18 protein-coding genes are annotated in these 19,841 nt (G+C 44.3%); 12 read left to right on the plus strand and 6 right to left on the minus strand.

Features of this window, described 5'->3' with window-relative positions; genetic code table 11:
* Window positions 1-9: 9 nt before the first annotated feature.
* Window positions 10-936 (plus strand): SPOR domain-containing protein, encoded by a 927-nt coding sequence (locus Q0394_RS04280; protein WP_298945660.1) that lies wholly within the window; start codon window positions 10-12, stop codon window positions 934-936.
* Window positions 933-1,748, plus strand: a complete 816-nt coding sequence (locus Q0394_RS04285; RefSeq protein WP_298945661.1) for a shikimate dehydrogenase — start codon at window positions 933-935, stop codon at window positions 1,746-1,748. The genes Q0394_RS04280 and Q0394_RS04285 overlap by 4 nt, the downstream gene beginning before the upstream one ends.
* On the opposite strand, the gene pyk is transcribed toward Q0394_RS04285, so the two are convergent.
* Window positions 1,724-3,178 (minus strand): pyruvate kinase, encoded by a 1,455-nt coding sequence (gene pyk, locus Q0394_RS04290; protein ID WP_298945662.1) that lies wholly within the window; start codon window positions 3,176-3,178, stop codon window positions 1,724-1,726. The two genes, Q0394_RS04285 and pyk, sit on opposite strands and share 25 nt — an antisense overlap.
* An 80-nt stretch (window positions 3,179-3,258) precedes the next feature.
* Between pyk and dctP the strand changes: the two genes are divergently transcribed.
* Window positions 3,259-4,314 carry a TRAP transporter substrate-binding protein DctP gene (gene dctP, locus Q0394_RS04295; RefSeq protein ID WP_002948252.1) on the plus strand — a complete coding sequence of 352 codons (1,056 nt, stop codon included), beginning with the start codon at window positions 3,259-3,261 and terminating at the stop codon, window positions 4,312-4,314.
* A gap of 289 nt (window positions 4,315-4,603) precedes the next feature.
* Here dctP and recR read toward each other — a convergent pair whose 3' ends face one another.
* The 3 genes from recR to Q0394_RS04310 are packed head-to-tail and all read right to left on the minus strand — an operon-like array spanning window position 4,604 to window position 7,081.
* Window positions 4,604-5,176, minus strand: a complete 573-nt coding sequence (gene recR, locus Q0394_RS04300; protein WP_002948255.1) for a recombination mediator RecR — start codon at window positions 5,174-5,176, stop codon at window positions 4,604-4,606.
* Window positions 5,160-6,413 carry an ArsS family sensor histidine kinase gene (locus Q0394_RS04305; protein ID WP_298945663.1) on the minus strand — a complete coding sequence of 418 codons (1,254 nt, stop codon included), beginning with the start codon at window positions 6,411-6,413 and terminating at the stop codon, window positions 5,160-5,162. The genes recR and Q0394_RS04305 overlap by 17 nt, the downstream gene beginning before the upstream one ends.
* Window positions 6,410-7,081, minus strand: coding sequence for a response regulator transcription factor (locus tag Q0394_RS04310; RefSeq protein WP_002948262.1), 672 nt, complete (start codon window positions 7,079-7,081; stop codon window positions 6,410-6,412). The genes Q0394_RS04305 and Q0394_RS04310 overlap by 4 nt, the downstream gene beginning before the upstream one ends.
* Window positions 7,082-7,242: 161 nt before the next feature.
* Between Q0394_RS04310 and dnaJ the strand changes: the two genes are divergently transcribed.
* Together dnaJ and Q0394_RS04320 are read left to right on the plus strand one after the other, a co-directional pair.
* A complete protein-coding gene (gene dnaJ, locus Q0394_RS04315; protein ID WP_298945664.1) occupies window positions 7,243-8,415 on the plus strand; it encodes a molecular chaperone DnaJ in 1,173 nt (390 codons plus the stop codon).
* A 119-nt stretch (window positions 8,416-8,534) separates the two neighbouring features.
* Window positions 8,535-9,128, plus strand: a complete 594-nt coding sequence (locus tag Q0394_RS04320) for a tetratricopeptide repeat protein (RefSeq protein ID WP_298945665.1) — start codon at window positions 8,535-8,537, stop codon at window positions 9,126-9,128.
* 245 nt (window positions 9,129-9,373) lie between these two features.
* Here the strand turns inward: Q0394_RS04320 and uvrC are convergent, their stop codons facing one another.
* Together uvrC and Q0394_RS04330 are read right to left on the minus strand one after the other, a co-directional pair.
* The gene (uvrC, locus tag Q0394_RS04325; RefSeq protein ID WP_298945666.1) at window positions 9,374-11,188 is read right to left on the minus strand and encodes an excinuclease ABC subunit UvrC; all 1,815 of its coding nucleotides are present in this window, start codon (window positions 11,186-11,188) and stop codon (window positions 9,374-9,376) included.
* Window positions 11,189-11,243: 55 nt separating this feature from the next.
* A complete protein-coding gene (locus Q0394_RS04330; RefSeq protein WP_298945667.1) occupies window positions 11,244-11,726 on the minus strand; it encodes a hypothetical protein in 483 nt (160 codons plus the stop codon).
* Between the two features lie 137 nt (window positions 11,727-11,863).
* Between Q0394_RS04330 and nhaD the strand changes: the two genes are divergently transcribed.
* The 7 genes from nhaD to Q0394_RS04365 all read left to right on the plus strand — a co-directional run bounded on the left by nhaD (window position 11,864) and on the right by Q0394_RS04365 (window position 19,710).
* Window positions 11,864-13,255, plus strand: a complete 1,392-nt coding sequence (nhaD, locus tag Q0394_RS04335) for a sodium:proton antiporter NhaD (protein ID WP_298945668.1) — start codon at window positions 11,864-11,866, stop codon at window positions 13,253-13,255.
* A 9-nt stretch (window positions 13,256-13,264) separates the two neighbouring features.
* Window positions 13,265-14,797, plus strand: coding sequence for a glutamine-hydrolyzing GMP synthase (gene guaA / locus Q0394_RS04340; RefSeq protein ID WP_298945669.1), 1,533 nt, complete (start codon window positions 13,265-13,267; stop codon window positions 14,795-14,797).
* A gap of 75 nt (window positions 14,798-14,872) precedes the next feature.
* Window positions 14,873-16,126: a DUF262 domain-containing protein gene (locus Q0394_RS04345; RefSeq protein ID WP_298945670.1), complete on the plus strand. Its 1,254-nt coding sequence runs from the start codon at window positions 14,873-14,875 to the stop codon at window positions 16,124-16,126.
* 3 nt (window positions 16,127-16,129) lie between these two features.
* Window positions 16,130-16,873: a hypothetical protein gene (locus Q0394_RS04350; RefSeq protein WP_298945671.1), complete on the plus strand. Its 744-nt coding sequence runs from the start codon at window positions 16,130-16,132 to the stop codon at window positions 16,871-16,873.
* 214 nt (window positions 16,874-17,087) lie between these two features.
* Window positions 17,088-17,732, plus strand: coding sequence for a cupin domain-containing protein (locus Q0394_RS04355; RefSeq protein WP_298945672.1), 645 nt, complete (start codon window positions 17,088-17,090; stop codon window positions 17,730-17,732).
* A 38-nt stretch (window positions 17,733-17,770) separates the two neighbouring features.
* Window positions 17,771-18,988, plus strand: coding sequence for a PIN domain-containing protein (locus tag Q0394_RS04360; protein ID WP_298945673.1), 1,218 nt, complete (start codon window positions 17,771-17,773; stop codon window positions 18,986-18,988).
* Window positions 18,989-19,077: 89 nt separating this feature from the next.
* A complete protein-coding gene (locus Q0394_RS04365) occupies window positions 19,078-19,710 on the plus strand; it encodes a uroporphyrinogen-III synthase (RefSeq protein ID WP_298945674.1) in 633 nt (210 codons plus the stop codon).
* Window positions 19,711-19,841 lie beyond the last annotated feature (131 nt).

A 19,841-nucleotide genomic window follows, 5' to 3' on the forward strand; every position in this document is an offset into this window, starting at 1 on the left:
GGAGTGAAAATGGAATATAACGAGCTAAGAGATATCATGCTTGATAATAACGAGGATAAAAAGAGCAAAAGCGTTAAGAGGATACTAATCCTCATCGCAGTTTTTGTCATCATCTTTTTAGCTGTTCTCATCGTGATGAAATTTTTAAATTCCTCCGAAACTAACGATCAGATTGCACAAACTGATTCTAGGCTGGTTTTGCCGCCTGAGCCGGACAATACACGAAGTATCCCTCAGCAAGTGAGCGTGCCTGCTACGCCGCCTAACGAGCCTGCGCCGCAAGTAGCACAAGCTAACGTCCCGCCAGTCGCTCCGCCTCCTCCATCCGAACCTCAGGCGCAGCAGCCAAATCCTACCTTTGAGCAGGTGCCTATCGTGCCTGAAAACAAAGGCCAAGATAGCTTTGAGGATATGGTAAAAGCGCTTAAGGAAAAAGAGGATAAAAGGCAGCAAGATGCAGGCGCGACAGCTCCTACGCCGACCGAGTCTTCTACTATACAAGGTGCTTTAAAGCAAAATGACGCTCCAAGCGCTCAGCCAGGCGAACCAAAAGCCGAGCCTAAGCAACACGTAAACGTAGTAAAACAAAAAGAGCCTAAACAAGAAAAAGCTGCAAAACAGCCTAAAAACGATGCGGCCAAAGAAAAACCAGCAAAACAAAAGCCGGCCAAACAAGCTCCTGCAGCTAGTGGCGGCGATGCTCACAGCGGTAGTTACGTGCAAGTTTTCGCCGTTAAGCACTTTAATGAAAAAGCGCCTGAGCTTGGCAAACTAAAAGCCGCAGGATACACCTATAAGCTATACAGGACGAATGTAAACGGCAATGAAATCATCAAGGTGCTAGTCGGCCCTTACAGCGGCGAGCAGCTAAAAAGCGAGCTTGCTAAAATCAAGCAAAGTGCCGCTCCGAACGCCTTTATCGTAAATATAAAATGATGATTTTTGCCGTTTTCGGCAATCCTATCTCTCACTCCGTTTCGCCGAGGCTACACAACCTAGCCCTCGGCGAGCTGGGTCTATCTCACGAAGCCCTCTATACTCGTTACGAGCTAGCGGACGGCTCGCAACTCATCTCTAAATTTAAAGAACTAAAACTAAGCGGCGCAAACGTAACCGTACCTCACAAAGAAGCAGCGCTCGCGCAGTGCGACACCCCAGACGAAACGGCTGTTAAAATCGGCTCCGTAAATACTCTCGTAGCTCGCGGCGATAAAATTTACGGCTACAACACAGATGCACCAGGATTTTTACGAGCGATAGAGAGTTTTGGGCAGATAAATTCAGCTCTCATTTTGGGTGCCGGCGGAACGGCTAGAGCGGTCGCATATGCGCTAAAAAGCCGCGACGTGCGAGTTTGCGTGCTAAATAGAAGCGAGGAGAGGCTAGCAAATTTTGCCGAATTTGAAAAATTTAGCTGGGCGGATTTCGGCGAATTTAAAGGCGGCAAATTTGACCTCGTCGTAAATACGACCTCGGCGGGGTTAAAAGATAAAAATTTGCCCGCACCGATCGAGATTTTGCGTCCGATTTTTGATGAAAGCAAATTTGCCTTTGACGTTATTTACGGCAAGAAAACGCCTTTTTTAAATTTAGCCGCCGCTAGCGGGCTCGCGCATAAAGACGGCTCAGAGATGCTACTTTTTCAGGCGGTTTTAGCGTTAAATTTATTTTTTGAGGGCTCGCTTGACGAGGCTAAAATCGAGGCCTCGATGCGAAAAGCCCTCTATTTATCGGCTTCTTCTAGATAATAATCTATCTGAGCTTTTCTTAAAATTCTGATCAAGTCTGAGCTACCCGCCACTCCCGTCGGATAGCCAGCGGTCATGATGTAGCTTTTGTCGTCTTTTATGTAGCCTTTTTCGACTGCGGCTTTGATCGATTTAGCCATGAGCGTGTGCAGTCTTTCTTCTTTTTCTATCACGAATGCCGCCGTTATGCCCCAGCAAAGAGTCAGCCTATACGCGGCCTGCTCGTTGTGCGTTATAGCGATGATATCTATATCGGTGCGGTATCTGGCTAGTTTTGCTGCCGAACCGCCCGATGATGTTAGCGCGATGATGCCGTCAACTTTTAGCGCGGAGGCGAGCCTGGCGGTACTAGATGCGATCATATCGGTATCGTCGTAGCGGTCAAAATCAAATTTGTTAAAAGGATAAATTTGCTGCGTTTGGATTATGGTGTTGCTCATCGCTTCTACGACGGCTACGGGGTTGATGCCGACTGCGCTTTCTTCGCTTAGCATGACTACGTCGGTGCCGTCTAGTACGGCGTTTGCCACGTCGCTGATCTCGGCTCTAGTAGCTGTTTCGTGCTCGGCCATGCTTAGCATCATCTGTGTAGCGGTGATGACTGGCTTAACTGCTTCGTTTGCTTTTTTGATGATGAGTTTTTGGATCGTCGGTACCTTGTAGTAGGGCACCTCGATACCTAGATCTCCGCGAGCGACCATCACGCCGTCGCTCGCCTCTATGATCTCGTCGATATTCTCTACGGCGTCAAATTTTTCTATTTTGGCGTAAATTTGAGCTTTGGAGCCAAAGCCCTTTAGGATTTCTCTAGCTTTTCTTATGTCGTTTGCGTTTTGTACGAAAGAGATCGCGACGAAATGCACGCCGTTTTTTGCGCCAAATTCTAGATCTTTTAAATCTTTTGGCGTTATGACTTCGATATTAAGCTTGGTGTTTGGGAAATTTACGCCTTTGTTTGATCGGAGTATCCCGTCGTTTTCCACCACGGCTTCTACTTTTTGGGCGCTTGCTTCCGTGATTTTGGCTCGGATTTGTCCGTCGCATAGGTATATGTACTCGCCCGTTTTTAGAGCGGCTAAAATTTGAGGCTGGTTTATGCAAAGCTTATAGTGATTTTCGTCTATTTGCTCGCCGATTATTTCATCTTTTACAAAGATAAGTGTATCGCCGATTTTTAGTTTAAATTCGCTTCTGTCTAGTTTGCCGACTCTTATTTTTGGGCCGCAGATATCCTGAAATATGCCTATTTTCCGCCCGAGCTTCGCCTCTACTTGCCTGATTTTATCGATATTTGATTTGTGATATTCGTGAGTGCCGTGGCTAAAATTTAGCCTAAAAGCATTGACTCCTGCTAAAACTAATTGCTCCATAACCTCTATGGATTCGCTGGCTGGTCCGACCGTGGCTAGGATTTTGGTTTTTTTATTCATGGATGCCCCTTTTTTGCGCAATTTTACCAAATTTTTAAAAAAAATAAGTATAATCGGCCAATTTATTTTAAGGAGCAAAAATGAAAAAGTTTTTAGCGGTTTTGGCTGCTTTCGGTTTAGCGCTAAGCGCGAACGCAGCGGACAAAACCTATAAGCTAAAGCTAGCCAGCACCTGGGAGAGCACGACTCCGGTTTTGGGCGACGCAGCGAAAGAATTTAAGCGCGTCGTCGAGACGCTAAGCGATGGCAGACTAGAGGTGAGGATAGACTATCCCTCTAAGCACAAATCCCCGTTTGGTATCCTAGACTTCGTAAAAGGCGGCCAGTACGATATCGGCTACACGGCGTCTTACTACTACAAGGGCAAGGACGCGAATACTATGTTTTTTACCGCCGTGCCTTTTGGTATGACCGCGACTGAGCTTCGCGCTTGGTATGAATTCGGCGGCGGCAAGCAGCTAGAGGAAAAAGTTTACGACAAATACAACATCAAAGTTTTCCTTGCGGGGGATACCGGCACGCAAATGGGCGGCTGGTTTAAAAAAGAGATCAAAAGCGTAGATGATCTAAAAGGCCTAAAAATCAGGATCCCCGGCTTTGGCGGCGAGGTTATGGCGCGCGTGGGAGCGACGATAAACACTATCCCGACCGGCGAGCTATATATGGCGCTAGAGATGGGCACGATCGACTCGGTCGAGTGGGTTAGCCCTGCGTTTGATATGGGCTTAGGCTTTCACAAGATCGCTAAATACTACTACACGGGCTGGCAAGAGCCGAGCGGTCAGACTCAGTTTTTCGTAAATAAAAAGACCTATGAGAAGCTACCTGCCGACCTTCAGGCCGTGATCGAGGCTGCGGCTAACGAGGTAGCTAGCATGCTAAATAGCCGATCGTTCTTTGATAACGCCGAGTACTGGGCGAAGATGAAAGCCGAGTATCCCGATATCGAGGTTCGCTCGTTTCCGCAAGACGTCATGGATGCGCTTAGAAAAGCAAGCGACGAGATCCTAGACGAAGAAGCGGCCAAAGATCCGCTATTTAAGGAGATATTGGACTCTCAAAGAGCGTTTTTAGCTAAAGCTCGTGAGTGGACGAAAATTTCCGAGTTCTCATATATCCAAAAAACTACGAAGTAACTTCTCGTCGCTCGTTTCGTGCGGCTTAAATTTACGGCCTTCTGGTCGTAAATTTCTCTTTTTAAATTTTTCTTTTTATTCTTTATCGTGCTTGTAAAATTTGATTTTGAGGCTACGCGTCAAATTTGAGTCGTTGCAAATTTGATTAGCTTTGGCGGCGGGTTAAATTTGAGGAGGTGCCTGTGTGAAATGCGGTGTCAAATTTGCTTGAATAGTCTTAAATTTGAATTTGAGAGAATTTAAAAACGCAACGTAAATTTCCAAAAAGCTTTATGCGCCAGAGTTAAATTTACAGCTCAGTTCTGCTATCAAGCGCCTTCATAAGCGATAGAAGGTCGATATTTTCGAGATTTACGCCTGTTGGTACGCCTTGGGCTATCTTGCTAAATTTAACGCCCAAATCACTTAGCTTATCCTCGATAAAAACCATCACCGCATCGCTGCTAAGCCCGGGCGTTAGTGCAAAAATGATCTCAGTTACGCCGTTTTGGCGGATGACCTCGCGCAGTTTCTCGGTTTGCTCTGGCGTTATCTCCTCAAGCACGAAGTAGCGACCGCGGTAGATCGCGCTTTGCTCGAAAACTAGGATATCCTTTGGGCTTTCTACGACTGCTAGTAGCTCCTTATCTCGCGTCTCGTCGCTGCAAATGTCGCAAATCTCGTCCTCGCTAAGCCCGCCGCAAATTTGACATTTGCCCGTAAATCTCACGGCGTCCTCGATGCTTTGAGCGAGCTTTAGTCCGCCGAAGCTATCCTTTAGGCAGACGTGATAGGCGTAGCGCTGGGCGGACTTTTTGCCCACGCCAGGCAGTCGCTCAAAGGCCGCTACGAGCTCGTTAAATTTCTCAAGCCCTTTTTTCAACGCTTTCCTTTGGATTGGTGCAAATTTTAAATGAGTGGAAGCCATCCTCGTAGGAGTATTTTAGGCTAAATTTGTGCATGCGGCAGATGTGGTCGATGATGTAGAGGCCTAGCCCCATGCCGCTGCTTTTGCTGCCCTTTTCGCGGATAAAGGCTTGCATGTAGTACTCGATAGGATTTTGTAGCGGTTGGCCTAGATTTCTCACGACTATGCCGTCTATGTCGCAGATGACCTGTGCCTTTTTGTCGTCGGCGTATTTTAGGGCGTTATCTATGAGGTTTTTGATCGCGAGCGAAAAGAGTCCGAAATCCACGCGTAGCAATATATCTCGGCGGATATCTACGCTCACTTTTTCTTCAAATTTATCGAGCATCAGCATGTCGCGCGCCTGGTCAAGGATGTTTGAAAAGTACGACTCCTGATAGTTTAGCGCGTAGTTTTTGGATAGCAGCTGCTCGATCTTGCCAAACTCGTTTATGAGCATGTCAAGGCGCTCAAATATCGCTATCAAGCGGGTTTTGTGCGTAGGATTTTGCACCATTTCAGAGACTATGCGACCTTTGCCGATCGGCGTTTTTAGCTCGTGCATGATCGTGCGCAAAAACAGCTGTCTAGAGCGCAAAAGCTCCCTGATTTTGCTAGCTGCGGCGTCAAATTCTATCGCGACCTTGGCGATCTCGTCGTCGGAGTCGGGTTTGGCGATATTTACGTCCATATTTCCGGCACCAAATTTCCTGATATCAGAGCTTAGTTTTTTAAGCGGTATCAGAGACTTCATTACCGAAACGTAAAGCGACACTAGAAGCGCCGTCGTGAGTATAAAGCCCACCCAAATCGGGTCATTTATGTTTTTCGTATCGTCGCTTTCGAGTAAAATTTGAAACGAAGGATTTTTGATCTGCAGATACAAAGTATCCTGAAAAAGCAGCGACTGAAAGAGTCCCAGCTGCGTTTGCTTGGCAAAGACTGTCTTGCCGGTGCTGATGACGTTTGCGACGGTTTTGTCGCTTTTAACATAGGTTAGTCCGAAATTTCTAAAATAATTAGTCAAATCGCTAGGCGGATTTGACTTTTCGTATGAGGCGATGAGGTAGTTTATCGCGTTTAGCTGCTTGTTTTTTATCTTTTCTAGCGCGTTATCTAGCTGTATGCTCGCAAACGTGTAGAATAAGATACAAACAAGCGAAAAGGCCAGCGCGAAAACTACCGAAATCTTCGTGGTTAAGGAGTATCTCATCCTATGAGTTTATAGCCTATTCCGCGTACCGAAAATATATGTTTAGGCGCTTTTGAGCTGTCGCCGATCTTGGTTCTTAGTCTGCCGATGATGACATCTAGGCTCTTTGAGTCCTTGTCTTTTAGGCTCTTGCAGTTATAAACTAGCTGCTCGCGAGAGACTGAAAAGCTGTGTTGTTTGATAAGATAGCTCAAGATCTCGTACTCGGCCGGCGTTAGCGTTAGGCTTTCGTTGTTGTAGTAGATTTCGTGTCTGCGCTCGTCTATCCTAAATAGCGTATCCACGACCTCTTCTTGCACTTCGTTGGTCTTTTTGTAGCGGCGGATTAGGCTCATTATGCGCGCGTACATTTCCTTTGGATCGTACGGTTTTGGTAGATAGTCATCTGCGCCTAGCTGCAGACCCACGACCTTGTCGCTGATATCGCTGCGAGCGGAGGAGATGATGATAGGGATGTTGTATTTGCTGCGGATCTCTTTGCACACTTCTAGGCCGTCCATGCCAGGCAAGGTAAGGTCTAGGATAAGCAGGTCGAAATTTTTTACTCCGGCGCTTAGTCCCAAATAAGGATCTTCGAAATTTGTTACTTTTATATTAAAATCGCTCAAGTACTCGGATAGGATTTGTGCGAATTCCGGATCGTCTTCAATCATTAAAACATTAATCATTTTAAGCCTTTCAAATAGATTTAACGAAAATGATTATAACCAAAAAATGTTAAATTTTTTTTCCGAATTTACTATCCTCGTTTAAAATTCTCCCCCGCTTTGAATTTTTATAAATAATAAGATAAAATCACCCTTTAAATTTAAAAAATTTAGGAGATTTTGTGGAAATAGACTACTACGAAATTTTAGAAATCAGCAAAAATAGCGACTCTGAAACCATAAAAAAAGCATTTAGAAAACTAGCGCTAAAGTACCACCCGGACCGCAATCAAGGCGACAAAGAAGCGGAAGAAAATTTTAAAAAGGTAAACGAAGCCTACCAAGTGCTAGGCGACGAGGAAAAGCGCGCGATATACGATAGATACGGCAAGGCAGGGCTTGAGGGCAGAGGCGGCTTTAGCTCTAGCGGGTTTAGCGCGGATTTTGATTTGGGCGACATATTTAACTCGTTTTTTGGCGGTGGATTTAGCTCAGGCGCAAGCAGTCGCAAAAGAAGCAGCGACAAATATCCGCTCGATCTAGAGATAGCTCTTAGGATCAAATTTAACGAAGCGGTATTCGGCGCCGAAAAAGAGATAGAATTTACGATCAAAAAGCCGTGCCAGACATGCAAAGGCAGTGGCTCGAAAGACGGCAAAACGCACGTTTGTCCGCACTGCGAGGGCAGGGGGCGGATATCGCAGCAGAGGGGCTTTATGAGCTTCGTGCAGGAGTGTCCGTACTGTAACGGCACGGGCGAAACGGTCAAAGATAGATGCTCTGATTGCGGCGGTAGCGGCTTTAAAGAAGAGCGCCAAAGCGTAAAAGTAAATATCCCCGAGGGCATCGACGACGGCATGCGTATGCGCGTGAGCGAAAAGGGCAACGTCTCATCAACCGGCGCCAGAGGCGATCTATATGTGCATATCGAGGTTGAAGCCGACGAGCATTTCGTACGTCACGAAAGCGACGTTTACATCGAGATCCCGGTATTTTTCACGCAGGCGATTTTGGGCGAGACGATCACGATCCCGACGCTAAAAGGCACGACCGAGCTAAAACTACCGGTCGGCGCAAAGGACAAGCAACAGTTCGTATTTGACGGGCTCGGTATAAAAAACGTAAATAGCAAAAGGTACGGCAGACTCGTGGCGCAAATCTCCGTAAAAACGCCAAAAGAGCTAACGGACGAGCAGATCTCCCTACTAAATCAGCTACAAGAAAGCTTTGGCATCAAAGCCGGCAAGGCGAGCTACGACGAGGAAGAGGACGAGGGGATCTGGGATAAGATAAAAGGGTGGTTTAAGGGCGAAGAACCTGGCGACAAAGGCAAGAAAAAAGGCAAAAAGGCGTAAATTTAGGCCAAATTTGCTTTTTGACGGGCGCAATATTTCGTCAAATTTGCCTAGTCGCTCGGACTTAAATTTGCGCTCGTTACAAAATGGCATGTTAAATTTGATATCGAAAATACAAGATGAATAAATTTATATTTTTAGCCGTTTTTACGGCGGTTTCTTTAAATGCTGCAAAATGCGATACGAGCGGACTGCAAAGGGGTTGCGACGCGGGCGATTTTGAGAGTTGCGATAACTTGGGTCTTGCCTACATCGGCGTCAAGCTTGAAGAGTGCGACCTGGACAAAAACTACGAAAAGGCGTTTGCGTTGTTTAAAAAAGCTTGCGACGCTGGCTATGTGCGCGCCTGCGTAAATTTGGGCGTAGCATATCGCAAAGGCGAAGGGGTTAAAAAGGACGAACCAAAGGCCGTCTTGCTCTATAAAAAAGCCTGCGATAGCGGCTATCTGCTAGGCTGCGCAAATTTAGGCTCGCTTTACGAACAAGGGCTCGGTGTCAAAAAAGACGCGCAAAAAGCGGGCGAAATCTGGCGCAAATCCTGCGAGGCGAAGGATGGGATGTCTTGCTTTAATCTGGGCGTACTCTACTACAACGCAATGCTCGGCGAAAAAGACGTAACTAGCGCAAAAAAATATCTGCAAAAGGCGTGCGCTTACGGCTGGAGCGAGGGCTGCGAAGCGGCGGAAGCGATAGAAAAAGCCGCGAAACGCTAAATTTACCGAAGCAGACCTTGGCGGCGGTGCGGAATTTAAATTTGCGCTACGTAATCGCTCGCGTAAGTTTTGAGTTTAACGCTCAAATTTGATTTTATTTTACGCCAAATTTGACGGATTGACTTGCAAATAACCGCGGCGAAATTTACCCAAGAGCGGGGAGTTAAATTTGCGCTTTCAAATTTAACGAAAACAAATACGTCAAATTTAGCTCAAATTTCAGGGCAAATTTTACAGAATAAGCTTCAAATTTCACCCTCTTTTAGTTGCTCGATTTTAGCCGCCACGCTCCTATTCGTCACCTTTTCTATTTCCTCGCTCGTTGCGGTCATTATCGCTTCAAAGCTACCGTAAAATTTAACGAGCTTTGCGATACTGCCCGCCGATATGCCCGCGTCTGCTAGCTTGCTAGCGCCCAGATCCTCCTTGCGCTTGGTTTTTTGATGAAAGGTAATCGCAAATCGGTGCGCCTCGTCGCGAAGTCGCTGGAAAAATTGTAGCCGCCTGTCGCCCGTTGGTAGCGTAAAAACGCCGCCTGGAGCGTAAATTTTATCCTTCGCGCCGCCTTTTGCGCGGTGGGCTTTGGCGTCTATTTTTTCTTTTGAGATGGCGAGTATATCGACGTTTGCGCCGCTGCTAGCGATGATGTCCGAGGCGAGGTCTAGCAGCGCCTGACCGCCGTCGATGAGCCATAGATCGGGCGGACTAAGCTTGTCAAACCGCAAAGCGCGCCCCTCTAGCATCTGGCGCATCTGGTCGTAATCGTTTGCGTGAGAGAGGTGCATGTGACGGTAGTGCTCCTTGGCGAAGTTGCCGTGCTCAAAGCGCACCATCGCGCCGACTGCGGCCGCACCGAACATGTGCGAGTTGTCGAAGGTCTCGATGACATGCGGCGCGCATGCGAGGCCGAAATACTCCTTTAGCTCGTCCAAAAATGTGTCGTCGTGGGTTTTTAGGTATTTTTGGATAAAGACTTGCGCGTTTGTTAGCGCCATCTCGCAGATGCGCTTTTTCTCGCCAATTTTAGGGACTGAGATGCTAAATTTACGGCCGTGACGAGCGGTCAAGATCTCCTCTACGAGGCTAGCGTCCTCAAAGGCCTCAAGCGCGTAAATTTTCGCGCTCACGACGGGCGCACCTGCTGGAAAACTCTCTAAAACGATCTGTTTGTACGCGTCGTTTAGGTCGCCTTGCGAGCTCATTTTGGCGTTTGTTATATTTTGATACACGCCGCTGATTTTACCGCTGTGCACGCTAAAACGCACCGCGCAAAGCAAATTTTGCTCCGCTCCCACGGCAAAAACCTCAAAATCTTCAAGCTTGGCTAGATCGACCTCGATTTTGACGTCTAGATCCTTGATCGCGTTGATCTTATCGCGCACGAGGGCGGCTTGCTCGTAGTTTTCGTTTTGGGCGTATTTGCTCATCAAATTTACGAGCTTTGGCAGCATAGAAAGGGGATTATTTAGCGCTGCGATCGCGCCCTCTACGACCTTGGCGTAGTCGGCGGGCGAAATTTTGCTGATGAGAGGAGCTTCTGAATAGCCGATCTGGTAGGGCAGATAGGCGCCAGTGGCTTTGAGCGCGCTTTTGCTTTGCACGAGTTTAAAGCTTAGCCTAAGCGCATCCAAAAGCTCGCGTGCTCCGCGAAAATACGGGCCGAAATACTTGACGTTTTTGCCCCGGACGATCTTGCGCGTGATCTCAAAGCGCGGGAAATCCTCGTCCAAATTTACGTAGATATACGGATAGGTCTTATCGTCGCGCAGCAAGATGTTGTATTTGGGCCTTAGCTGCTTGATGAAGGAGTTTTCTAGTATCAGCGCGTCGGCTTCGCTGGGAGTAACGATATACTCGAGGTGTACGGCCTCGCTGATCATCTTGTGTATGCGCGGGCTGACCTTGGGCGAGGGGGCGAGCTCGGGCGTAAATGAAAAGTAGCTTTTGACGCGGTTTTTTAAAATTTTAGCCTTGCCGACGTAAAGTAGCTTGCCGGCCTTGTCGAAATACTGATAAACGCCGGGCTTGGCGGGCAACGAGCGGATCTCGTCGATTAGCAAATTTTAGCTCCCGCTAGTAAATTTGAGCTTTGGATTAAATTCGGCCAAATTTGATTCATCGCGCCCCGCTTGATTCTTTGGCTAAATTTTGCTTTATGGCAAGGCGAATTTTTTCAAATCCCTCAAAAATCCGCTCGCTTTTGGCTAAATTTACAAACTCGCCCTTGGCCGGCTCGGCGTAGGTAAAAATTCGTTTTTTTTCGTATGGGTCGGTCGCTTTTTTAAATTTTAAATGCTTTGTCACAAAAAATTTAATATCCGTCACGCGAGCGAGCCTGCCGTCAAAATTTACGCTAGAATAGATTTTTAATAAGCCTTTTAACATTTTTATACTACTATCGCTTTTTAATTCCTGAAGTCCTAGCGGATGAAACAGGGCAAAAAACAAAATGCCGTTTTTCTCGTAGCAAAAGGCGATGAGCCTGCGATGATTTAGGCTTAAAAGCTGTAAAAATTCTCCGCATTCGCTACGGTTTTTTAACTCTTTATAAAAAGGATTATCAACAATATGTCGAATAATAGTCTTAGCCTCTTTCATAAGGCGATTTTAGCATTTTTTTTGTTAATTTTTATAGCAGGCTGCGGCCACAAGGGTGATCCGTTCTACGAAGCGCCGTCCGAGCCGTCAAACAGCAAAACCGAAAAAATAAATAAACTATAAATCAAGGAGAACAAATGAAGATCGTCGGACTTTTGAGTCTGTTTTTCGCTTTGGCCTTCGGTAGCGGCGACGCTGCGGGCGAGGCTTTAAATTTAACGACTACGTGGGTGGGTATCGCGAGCCTCATCATTTTCGTCGTGGGATATTTTTTCATCGCTACGGAGGAAAATTTTCACATCGATAAGGCTAAGCCGGCCATATTTATCGGCACTTTTATGTTCCTACTTATCGGCTTTTATATGCTGGCAAACGGCCTAGACGTGCATTTGTTGCAAAATGAGGTAAATCACCTGATTTTAGAGATTTCGCAGATCGTATTTTTCCTCATGGTAGCTATGACCTATATCGAGGCGCTCATCGAGCGTGACGTGTTTAACGCGCTAAAATACAACCTCGTCTCAAAGGGCTATACATACAAAAGACTCTTTTGGCTAACGGGCGTTTTGGCGTTTTTCATTAGTCCTGTCGCTGACAACCTAACCACTGCTCTTATCCTCTCCACTGTACTTTTAACGATAGATAAGAACAACACGAATTTCCTAGTCGCAGGCGCGATAAACATCGTCGTAGCCGCAAATGCAGGCGGCGCATGGAGTCCGTTTGGCGATATCACGACGCTAATGGCGTGGGCTGCGGGCAAGGCGCCATTTATCGACTTTTTTGCACTTTTTCCTGCTTCTGTTATCGGCTGGCTAGTTACAGCGTTTTTGCTAGTGCGCATAGTGCCCGCTGGGAGCCCGCACTTTGATCCGGCCGCAGAGCCGAAAGTAAGCATCAAAAAAGGCGGTAAAGTCGTTATCGGGCTTGGCGCATTTACGATATTTTCGGCCGTTATGATGCACCAGCTTTTCCACTTGCCTGCGATGTGGGGCATGATGTTTGGCTTCTCGCTTCTTAGTATTTACACCTACATCTACAAAAAAACAAACAAAAACGAAGAGCCTATGCATGTCTTTCACTATATGTCAAAGATCGAAAACAACACGCTTTTATTCTTTTTCGGTATCCTTGCGGCCGTGGGCGCGCTACACTTCGTCGGATTTTTAAACTACGCCGTTTCGCTTTATGATAAATTCGGCGCCACTGCTGTAAATATCGGCGTCGGCTTCCTATCTGCTATCGTGGATAACGTCCCTGTTATGTCTGCCGTGCTAAAAGCAAATCCTATGATGGGTGCTGATGCGGGCGAAAATTTAAGCCAGTGGCTGCTAGTTACCTTGACTGCCGGTATCGGCGGCTCGATGATTAGCTTCGGTTCTGCAGCAGGCGTTGGCGTCATGGGTAAACTAAAGGGTATCTACACCTTCGGCGCACATATGAAATACGCTTGGACCGTGGTTGCCGGCTATATCGTATCTGTCGTGATCTGGTACATACAGTTTGAAATTTTTCATTTATATTTTTAAAGGGCAATCATGAATAACACGATAATAGTTTTGGATTTTGGCTCGCAGTATACTCAGCTCATCGCTAGACGCCTGCGCGAGCAAGGTGTTTATACCGAAATTTTGCCTTTTAACGCTAAGGTCGAGGAGATCAAAGCAAAAAAACCAAAAGGCATAATCCTAAGCGGCGGTCCTGCTAGCGTTTATGCTCCTGATGCATATTTTTGCGATGAGGGCGTATTTAAGCTAAAGCTGCCGATTTTGGGCATTTGCTACGGCATGCAGCTTTTGGCGCATAAATTTGGCGCCGAAGTCGCTCCGGCTTCTCACAAAGAGTACGGCAAGGCAAGCCTTAGCGTCTTAAAATCTCATCCGCTTTTTACCGATACGCCTGAAAAGCAAACCGTCTGGATGAGTCACTCCGACCTCGTAAAAAATTTACCAAACGGCTTTGAAGCGATCGCGACGAGCGAAAATTCGCCTTATTGCGTATTTGGCGATGAAAAGCGCAAATTTTATGCTTTGCAGTTTCACCCGGAGGTGCAGCACAGCGAGTTTGGTACTCAAATTTTAAAAAATTTCGCCAAATATATCTGCGGATGTGGAAGCACGTGGAATATGGGCAGCTTTGCTAAAACCCAGATCGCTAAAATCAAAGAAACCGTGGGCAATAAAAAAGTCCTTTGCGCCGTTAGCGGTGGTGTAGATAGCTCCGTTACCGCCGCGCTTTTGGCTGCTGCTATACCGCAAAATTTGATCCTGGTTTTTGTCGATAACGGACTACTCAGAACTGGTGAGCGCGAGCAGGTTGAGGCGACTTTTAGGACAAAGCTCGGAGTCGAGCTAGTTAGCATAGACGCGAGTAAAACTTTCCTAGAAAGGCTCGCGGGCGTAACCGATCCAGAGAAAAAACGCAAGATCATCGGCGAAACTTTCATCGAAATTTTTGAAAAAGAGGCCAAAAAGCACGATAACGTCAAATTTTTAGCTCAGGGTACGCTCTACACCGATATCATCGAAAGCTCGGTCGCGGGCTCTAGCAAGACGATCAAAAGCCACCATAACGTGGGCGGACTGCCTGATTGGATGAGCTTTGAGCTAATTGAGCCTTTAAGAGAGATTTTTAAAGACGAGGTGCGCCAGCTAGGCCTTGAGCTCGGTCTTTCGCGTGAGCTCGTGTTTCGTCATCCATTCCCTGGACCGGGCCTTGCGATCCGCATAATGGGCGAGGTAAATACGCCAAGCCTTGAGCTACTACGCAAAGCCGACGTGATCCTGCGCGACGAGCTAAAATCAAGCGGTTGGTACAACAAAACGTGGCAGGCGTTTTGCGTGCTGCTAAACGTGCATTCCGTCGGCGTCATGGGCGATAACCGCACCTACGAAAACGCCGTGTGCATACGCGTAGTGGACGCTAGCGACGGCATGACGGCTAGCTTCTCACGCCTACCGTACGACCTGCTAGAAAACGTATCTCGCCGCATCATAAACGAAGTAGACGGCATCAACCGCGTAGTTTATGACATCTCGAGCAAACCGCCTGCAACGATAGAGTGGGAGTAAAAGGAAGAGATTTTCGGTGATATTATGAAAAATATGTTGAGTTGATAATTTGAAAATATTGTTAAGGTTTCTGATATGGATTATGGAGTAGAAATGAATAATACGAAAAATAGATATTCGGAAGTAAATTTATTAGAGAAAATAGATTCAACTGACATTGATTTAGAGATGGAAACAGAGTCTGAAGTTGACCTAAACGAAGATGATAAACGAAAACTTTATGTTGATAAAGTTGATAAGTCTACTTCAGATTTATTTAGAATGATAGTTGAGGGCGAACTAAATTTGCAGCCCGACTACCAAAGAAGATTTGTTTGGGATAAAAGAACAATGTCTAAGTTTATTGAATCTCTATTGCTGTCAATACCGATTCCAACTATTTTTTTAGCGGAAAATGGCGATGATACATTCGAGGTTATTGATGGGCAACAGCGACTTACCACTATATTTTCTTTTATGAAATCCAAATTGGTTGTCAATGAAATTGAAAAGTTGCCAACTAATTTACGCGATTTGGATACTTTGGTGCTAAATGGCTTAGAAACTTTAAAGCAATTCAATAAAAAAAATTACTATGATATGGTTGAAATGCAAAGAAAATTTAATAATGTTTCACTCCCAGTTGTAATCATAAAAAAGGATTCGACAGAAGATATTAAATACGATATATTTTCAAGAATAAATAGCGGTTCGATAAAATTAAACAACCAAGAGTTGCTCAACGTTATGTATCGTGGAAAATTAATAGACTCATTAAATACTGCATCGCAAGAAAAAAGTGTTGATAAACTATTCGGAAGCAGACCGGTTCTCAAAAAACGATTCGGATACCACGAGATTCTACTAAGAGCCAAAGTTATGGAGGGTTTTGTTGATGGTTTTGATTGGACATTAAAGGAAATAAAAGTAGAAAATAAAAATTATTTAAATAAAGAATACCGTACTTACAATGGTAGACTTAATACGGCAATATTGGAATATCTTAAAGAGTATAGAAATGATATGAAAGAAGCCTTAAATTTAACAAACTTTATTAAAGATTCTATAAATAAAGTTAATACTGTATTTGGAAATGATGCTTTTATTAGAATCAATAAGATCGGCTCTACAAGTATTAATAAAACAATTGCTGAGCTACAATTGGTAGTTTTATCGAAATTTAGTATGGACGAAGTAGTAAAAAATAAGAGTAAGATAAAAAAATCATTCGAGGATTTTTTAAAAGATAGTGATGAAAATATTTTCTTGAGAGCTACAAATAATACAACAAATGTTGAAAAAAGGTATGAATGGGGAAAAAATCTTTCTAGTATTTTAAACGAGGCGTAATTCGTGCTTTATGAAATTAATGAAAAATATCAATCATATAAGGATATATACAATAAGATTCTGCCTAGCTTGGATGGGGAAATAAATTCAGAGTTGGCAAAAAATTTATTGAAAAACTCATTATACTTGTCTGTTTTTACTACATTTGAAAACTTCTTAAAAGATCTTATAGATAATTATATTTACAATAAAGAAAAGGTAGGTGTAAAATTTACAGATCTATCGGAGAGAATTGCTCATTTAATATTTTCCGATAACGAGTCGCAAATTAAGTTTATATTTGAAGATAAAAATAAAGATAAGAATAAGTCTTTTGATGCTTTTTTTAAATTACTAAAAGAAAATATTAACAAGAAAACGTTAGAAAGACATATACATTTTGAATTTTTACATAAAGATAAACTAAATGGATATTATAAGGATTTATTTCAAGAAATCTTGGGTGACAGTGAGTTTTTAAGCAATCTAGAGCTTACGCAAAATATTGATAATTTTGATGGTTCATTAAGTAGAAAAATTGAAAGTGATGCGGCTACTTTTTTACATGAATATACAGACAAAATAAGAAACAATATAGCTCATGTAAATGAAAAATTTAAAGTTGGTGAATACTCATCGTTTGAAGATATTGTAGATGCTTTTTATTATATTATTGTAGCAATCAATAAAAAGTATAAAACTAATACCGGATTTGATCTAGAAGAAAAAGTTAAAGTTAATATTTTAGATAATGTGTGGAATGAATAAATAGGCCATATTTCGCAATATAAGGTATTTGTTTTATGTAGCGTGCATAAAACAACATTAATAAATATAGCAAGCTGGTGTAAGATTTAGGCGTTTTCGCACCTAAATTTTGTTTAAAACCGATTCAAAATTTACTAAAAAGAGATAATCTTTATCAATAAATCGTCCGAAAATTTTAGCTACAATGACACGTAAATTTACGAAAGGAAGAAAAATGAGTAAAATTTACAATCTAAACGCCGATACGAAAGTGATCGCAAAAAGTGTCGTTAGCAAGAGAATTTTTGACTGCGAAAACGCTCACGTCGACGTGTTTGCCTTTGATACGGGCGAGGAGCTAGATCACGAGATGCTATTTTGCGACAGCCTCGCGTGGGTCGTAGAGGGCGGCGCGAGCCTGCACTACGGCGAAAAGCAGATGCGCTTAGGCGGCGAACAGGCCTGCCTGATAGAGAAAAAAGTATGGCGAAAACTAGTTTTTAACGAACCGACGAAATACGTCTCAATCGATTTTAAGGAGGACTTAATGATAGATCATTTACCTAAGGCGGCTATTTTTAGCCTAGTGGATGCGGTCGAATACGAAGAAGGCAAAATCGTAAGCAAAACGCTCGTCAAAAACGAAAACGGCTCGATGTCGTTACTATCGTTTTCAAAGGACCAACAGCTATCTACTCACGCAGCTCCGGGCGACGCTCTTTTGGTTGCGCTTGATGGCGAGATGAAGCTAACTATCGGCGATGAGCATTTTGATATCAAAAAAGGCGATACTATCGTGCTTCCGGGTAAAATCCCGCACGGGCTAAAGATCCCGGAAAAATTTAAAATGCTGCTTATCGTGACAAAAGATAAGATGTAGAGTTTCGGGGCGCTTGCCCCGACTCGTTTAGGAAATATATGGCAAGATTTATAATAGATGACGAAAACATAAGCGTAGATAATCTAGCGACGCTAAAAAAGCTAGACCGAAAAGATAAAATTTATATCGTAACTAACGATAGACAAAAGCTAAGCATCTCCGTTTTGGCGTGGTTTCTAGCGCGAAAAATCAAAATAAAAATCATACTTTTACAAAGCGCTCACAAGGACTATGCCGATAAAATAATTACGTTTTTAATGGGCAAACTCTCACATAAAAAAGACAAAATTTACATCGTCAGCAATGATAAATTTTACGACGACGTGATAGATTTTTTTAATAAACAAGATAAAAACGGCGGCAAATTTCATAAACTCAAATTTGACTTTAATCGTTCGCACACGGCACAGCTCATCGAAGAAAATCAAGACGAAATCGCGATCTTGATACGAAACTCGGGCAGCCTCAGCGAGCTTCATATGAAATTTATCTCAAAATTCGGCAGCAAAAACGGCGCGGGCGTGTATAACGCGCTAAAAGAGGACGCGAGGAAAATTTACAAAAAACCTCAAATTGAAAACTCGCAAAAAGGCGAAGTAAAGCGTATCGCAGCGCCAAATTCCGCAAAATCTAGGCCGGCGACGCAAGGCGACGAGCAAAAATTTGACGAGCGAGAAAAACCGCAAACAGAGTTAAATTTAAGCGGCGAGGCTCTACATACCCAAAGCGTTCAGACAAAAGAGCAAAATTTAGAAAATCGCTCGCAAATAGTGCAAAGTTCGGAGTCCGAAAAATCGCAACCCTTAGAGAGCGAAAACGGCGTAGCGACAAATAATGAAAATTTACAAGAAACCAAAGCCGTAGAAGCAAATTTGAGCGATGATCCGGGTCCTACCGAGCAGCCAAAAGATGCGGAGCAAAATTTTAGCGTCAAAGCTTCTAGCGAGGGTCTTAAAGCTGATGGGAAAGGGCAAAATTTATCAAACAAGCGTCCGCCGCAAAAATCAAAACAAGCTCCCGCGCTGCAAAACGAAGTAAAAAATAAAGCTGAAAATACGGCAAAAGCGCAGCTCTCGATCAAGATAGACGAGGTTAAAAAACAAGAGATTAGAAAAATCGCGTTTGAGAGTAAAAATTTGGGCGATTTTCACAACGGACTGGTTAAAAAATACGGCGCAGACGATGCCGGCAAGCTGTATAAAGCGCTAAAACAAAAGGCAAAAGAGTATCTAAGCAGGCGCGACGCGGCGAAATAAAATTTGCTTTTTGGCCGCGGACAGCGACTTTTAAAATTTGAGGATTTGCGGTAAAATTCGGCCGCAAAATCATAAATTTAAGGGCGAAAATGATCTATCTAGTCGGGTCAAATTTGGAATTTGAGGGCGTAAAGACGCTGGTTTTAAACGAGATAAAATTTAATAAATTTAGCGTGAATTTAGCCGAATTTGACGCTCTGGTTTTGACCTCCAAAAACTCCGTAAATGCGCTAAAATTTAATCAAATTTCGCCCGCTAGTTTACAAATTTACTCCATCGGCGACGGCACTAGCCACGCGGCTAGCGAGTTTGGCTTCGCTCAAATTCACACTGCAAAAAACGCTCACGGAAACGACTTTGCCGCCGAGATCGCACCGTTTTTAAAGGGCAAAAAAACGCTATTTTTAAGAGCGCGCGAGACGGCTTCGAGCGTGGGTGAAATTTTGCGGGATAGCGGCGTAAATTTGACGCAAATAATCGCTTACGAAAACGTTTTTAAACCGCTTAACGAGGAGCAAAAACCGCCCAAAAACTCTGCGATTATTTTTACGGCTCCCTCGGCGGTGCGAAATTTTACTCGAAATTTCGGCTGGGATGAGAGCTATAAAGCCGTCGCTATCGGGCTTACGACGGCAAAAGAGCTGAAAATTTTTACCTCGCCCGCAGTGAGCGCTCAGCAAAATATAAATTCCTGCGTAAGCCTCGCAAAAACGCTACTTTAAGCTAAAATTTTATATAATAACCTTGCCTGAGTGATTTGGCAGCGTATTTTTATAGGGTCCAACACATTAGTTTTGGCGAAGATGTGCGGCGACCGTGCGACGCGGCTTCGTTTGAGCGTGCGAGCGCGAGA

Source organism: uncultured Campylobacter sp. (assembly GCF_938039205.1).
Taxonomy (GTDB): domain Bacteria; phylum Campylobacterota; class Campylobacteria; order Campylobacterales; family Campylobacteraceae; genus Campylobacter_A.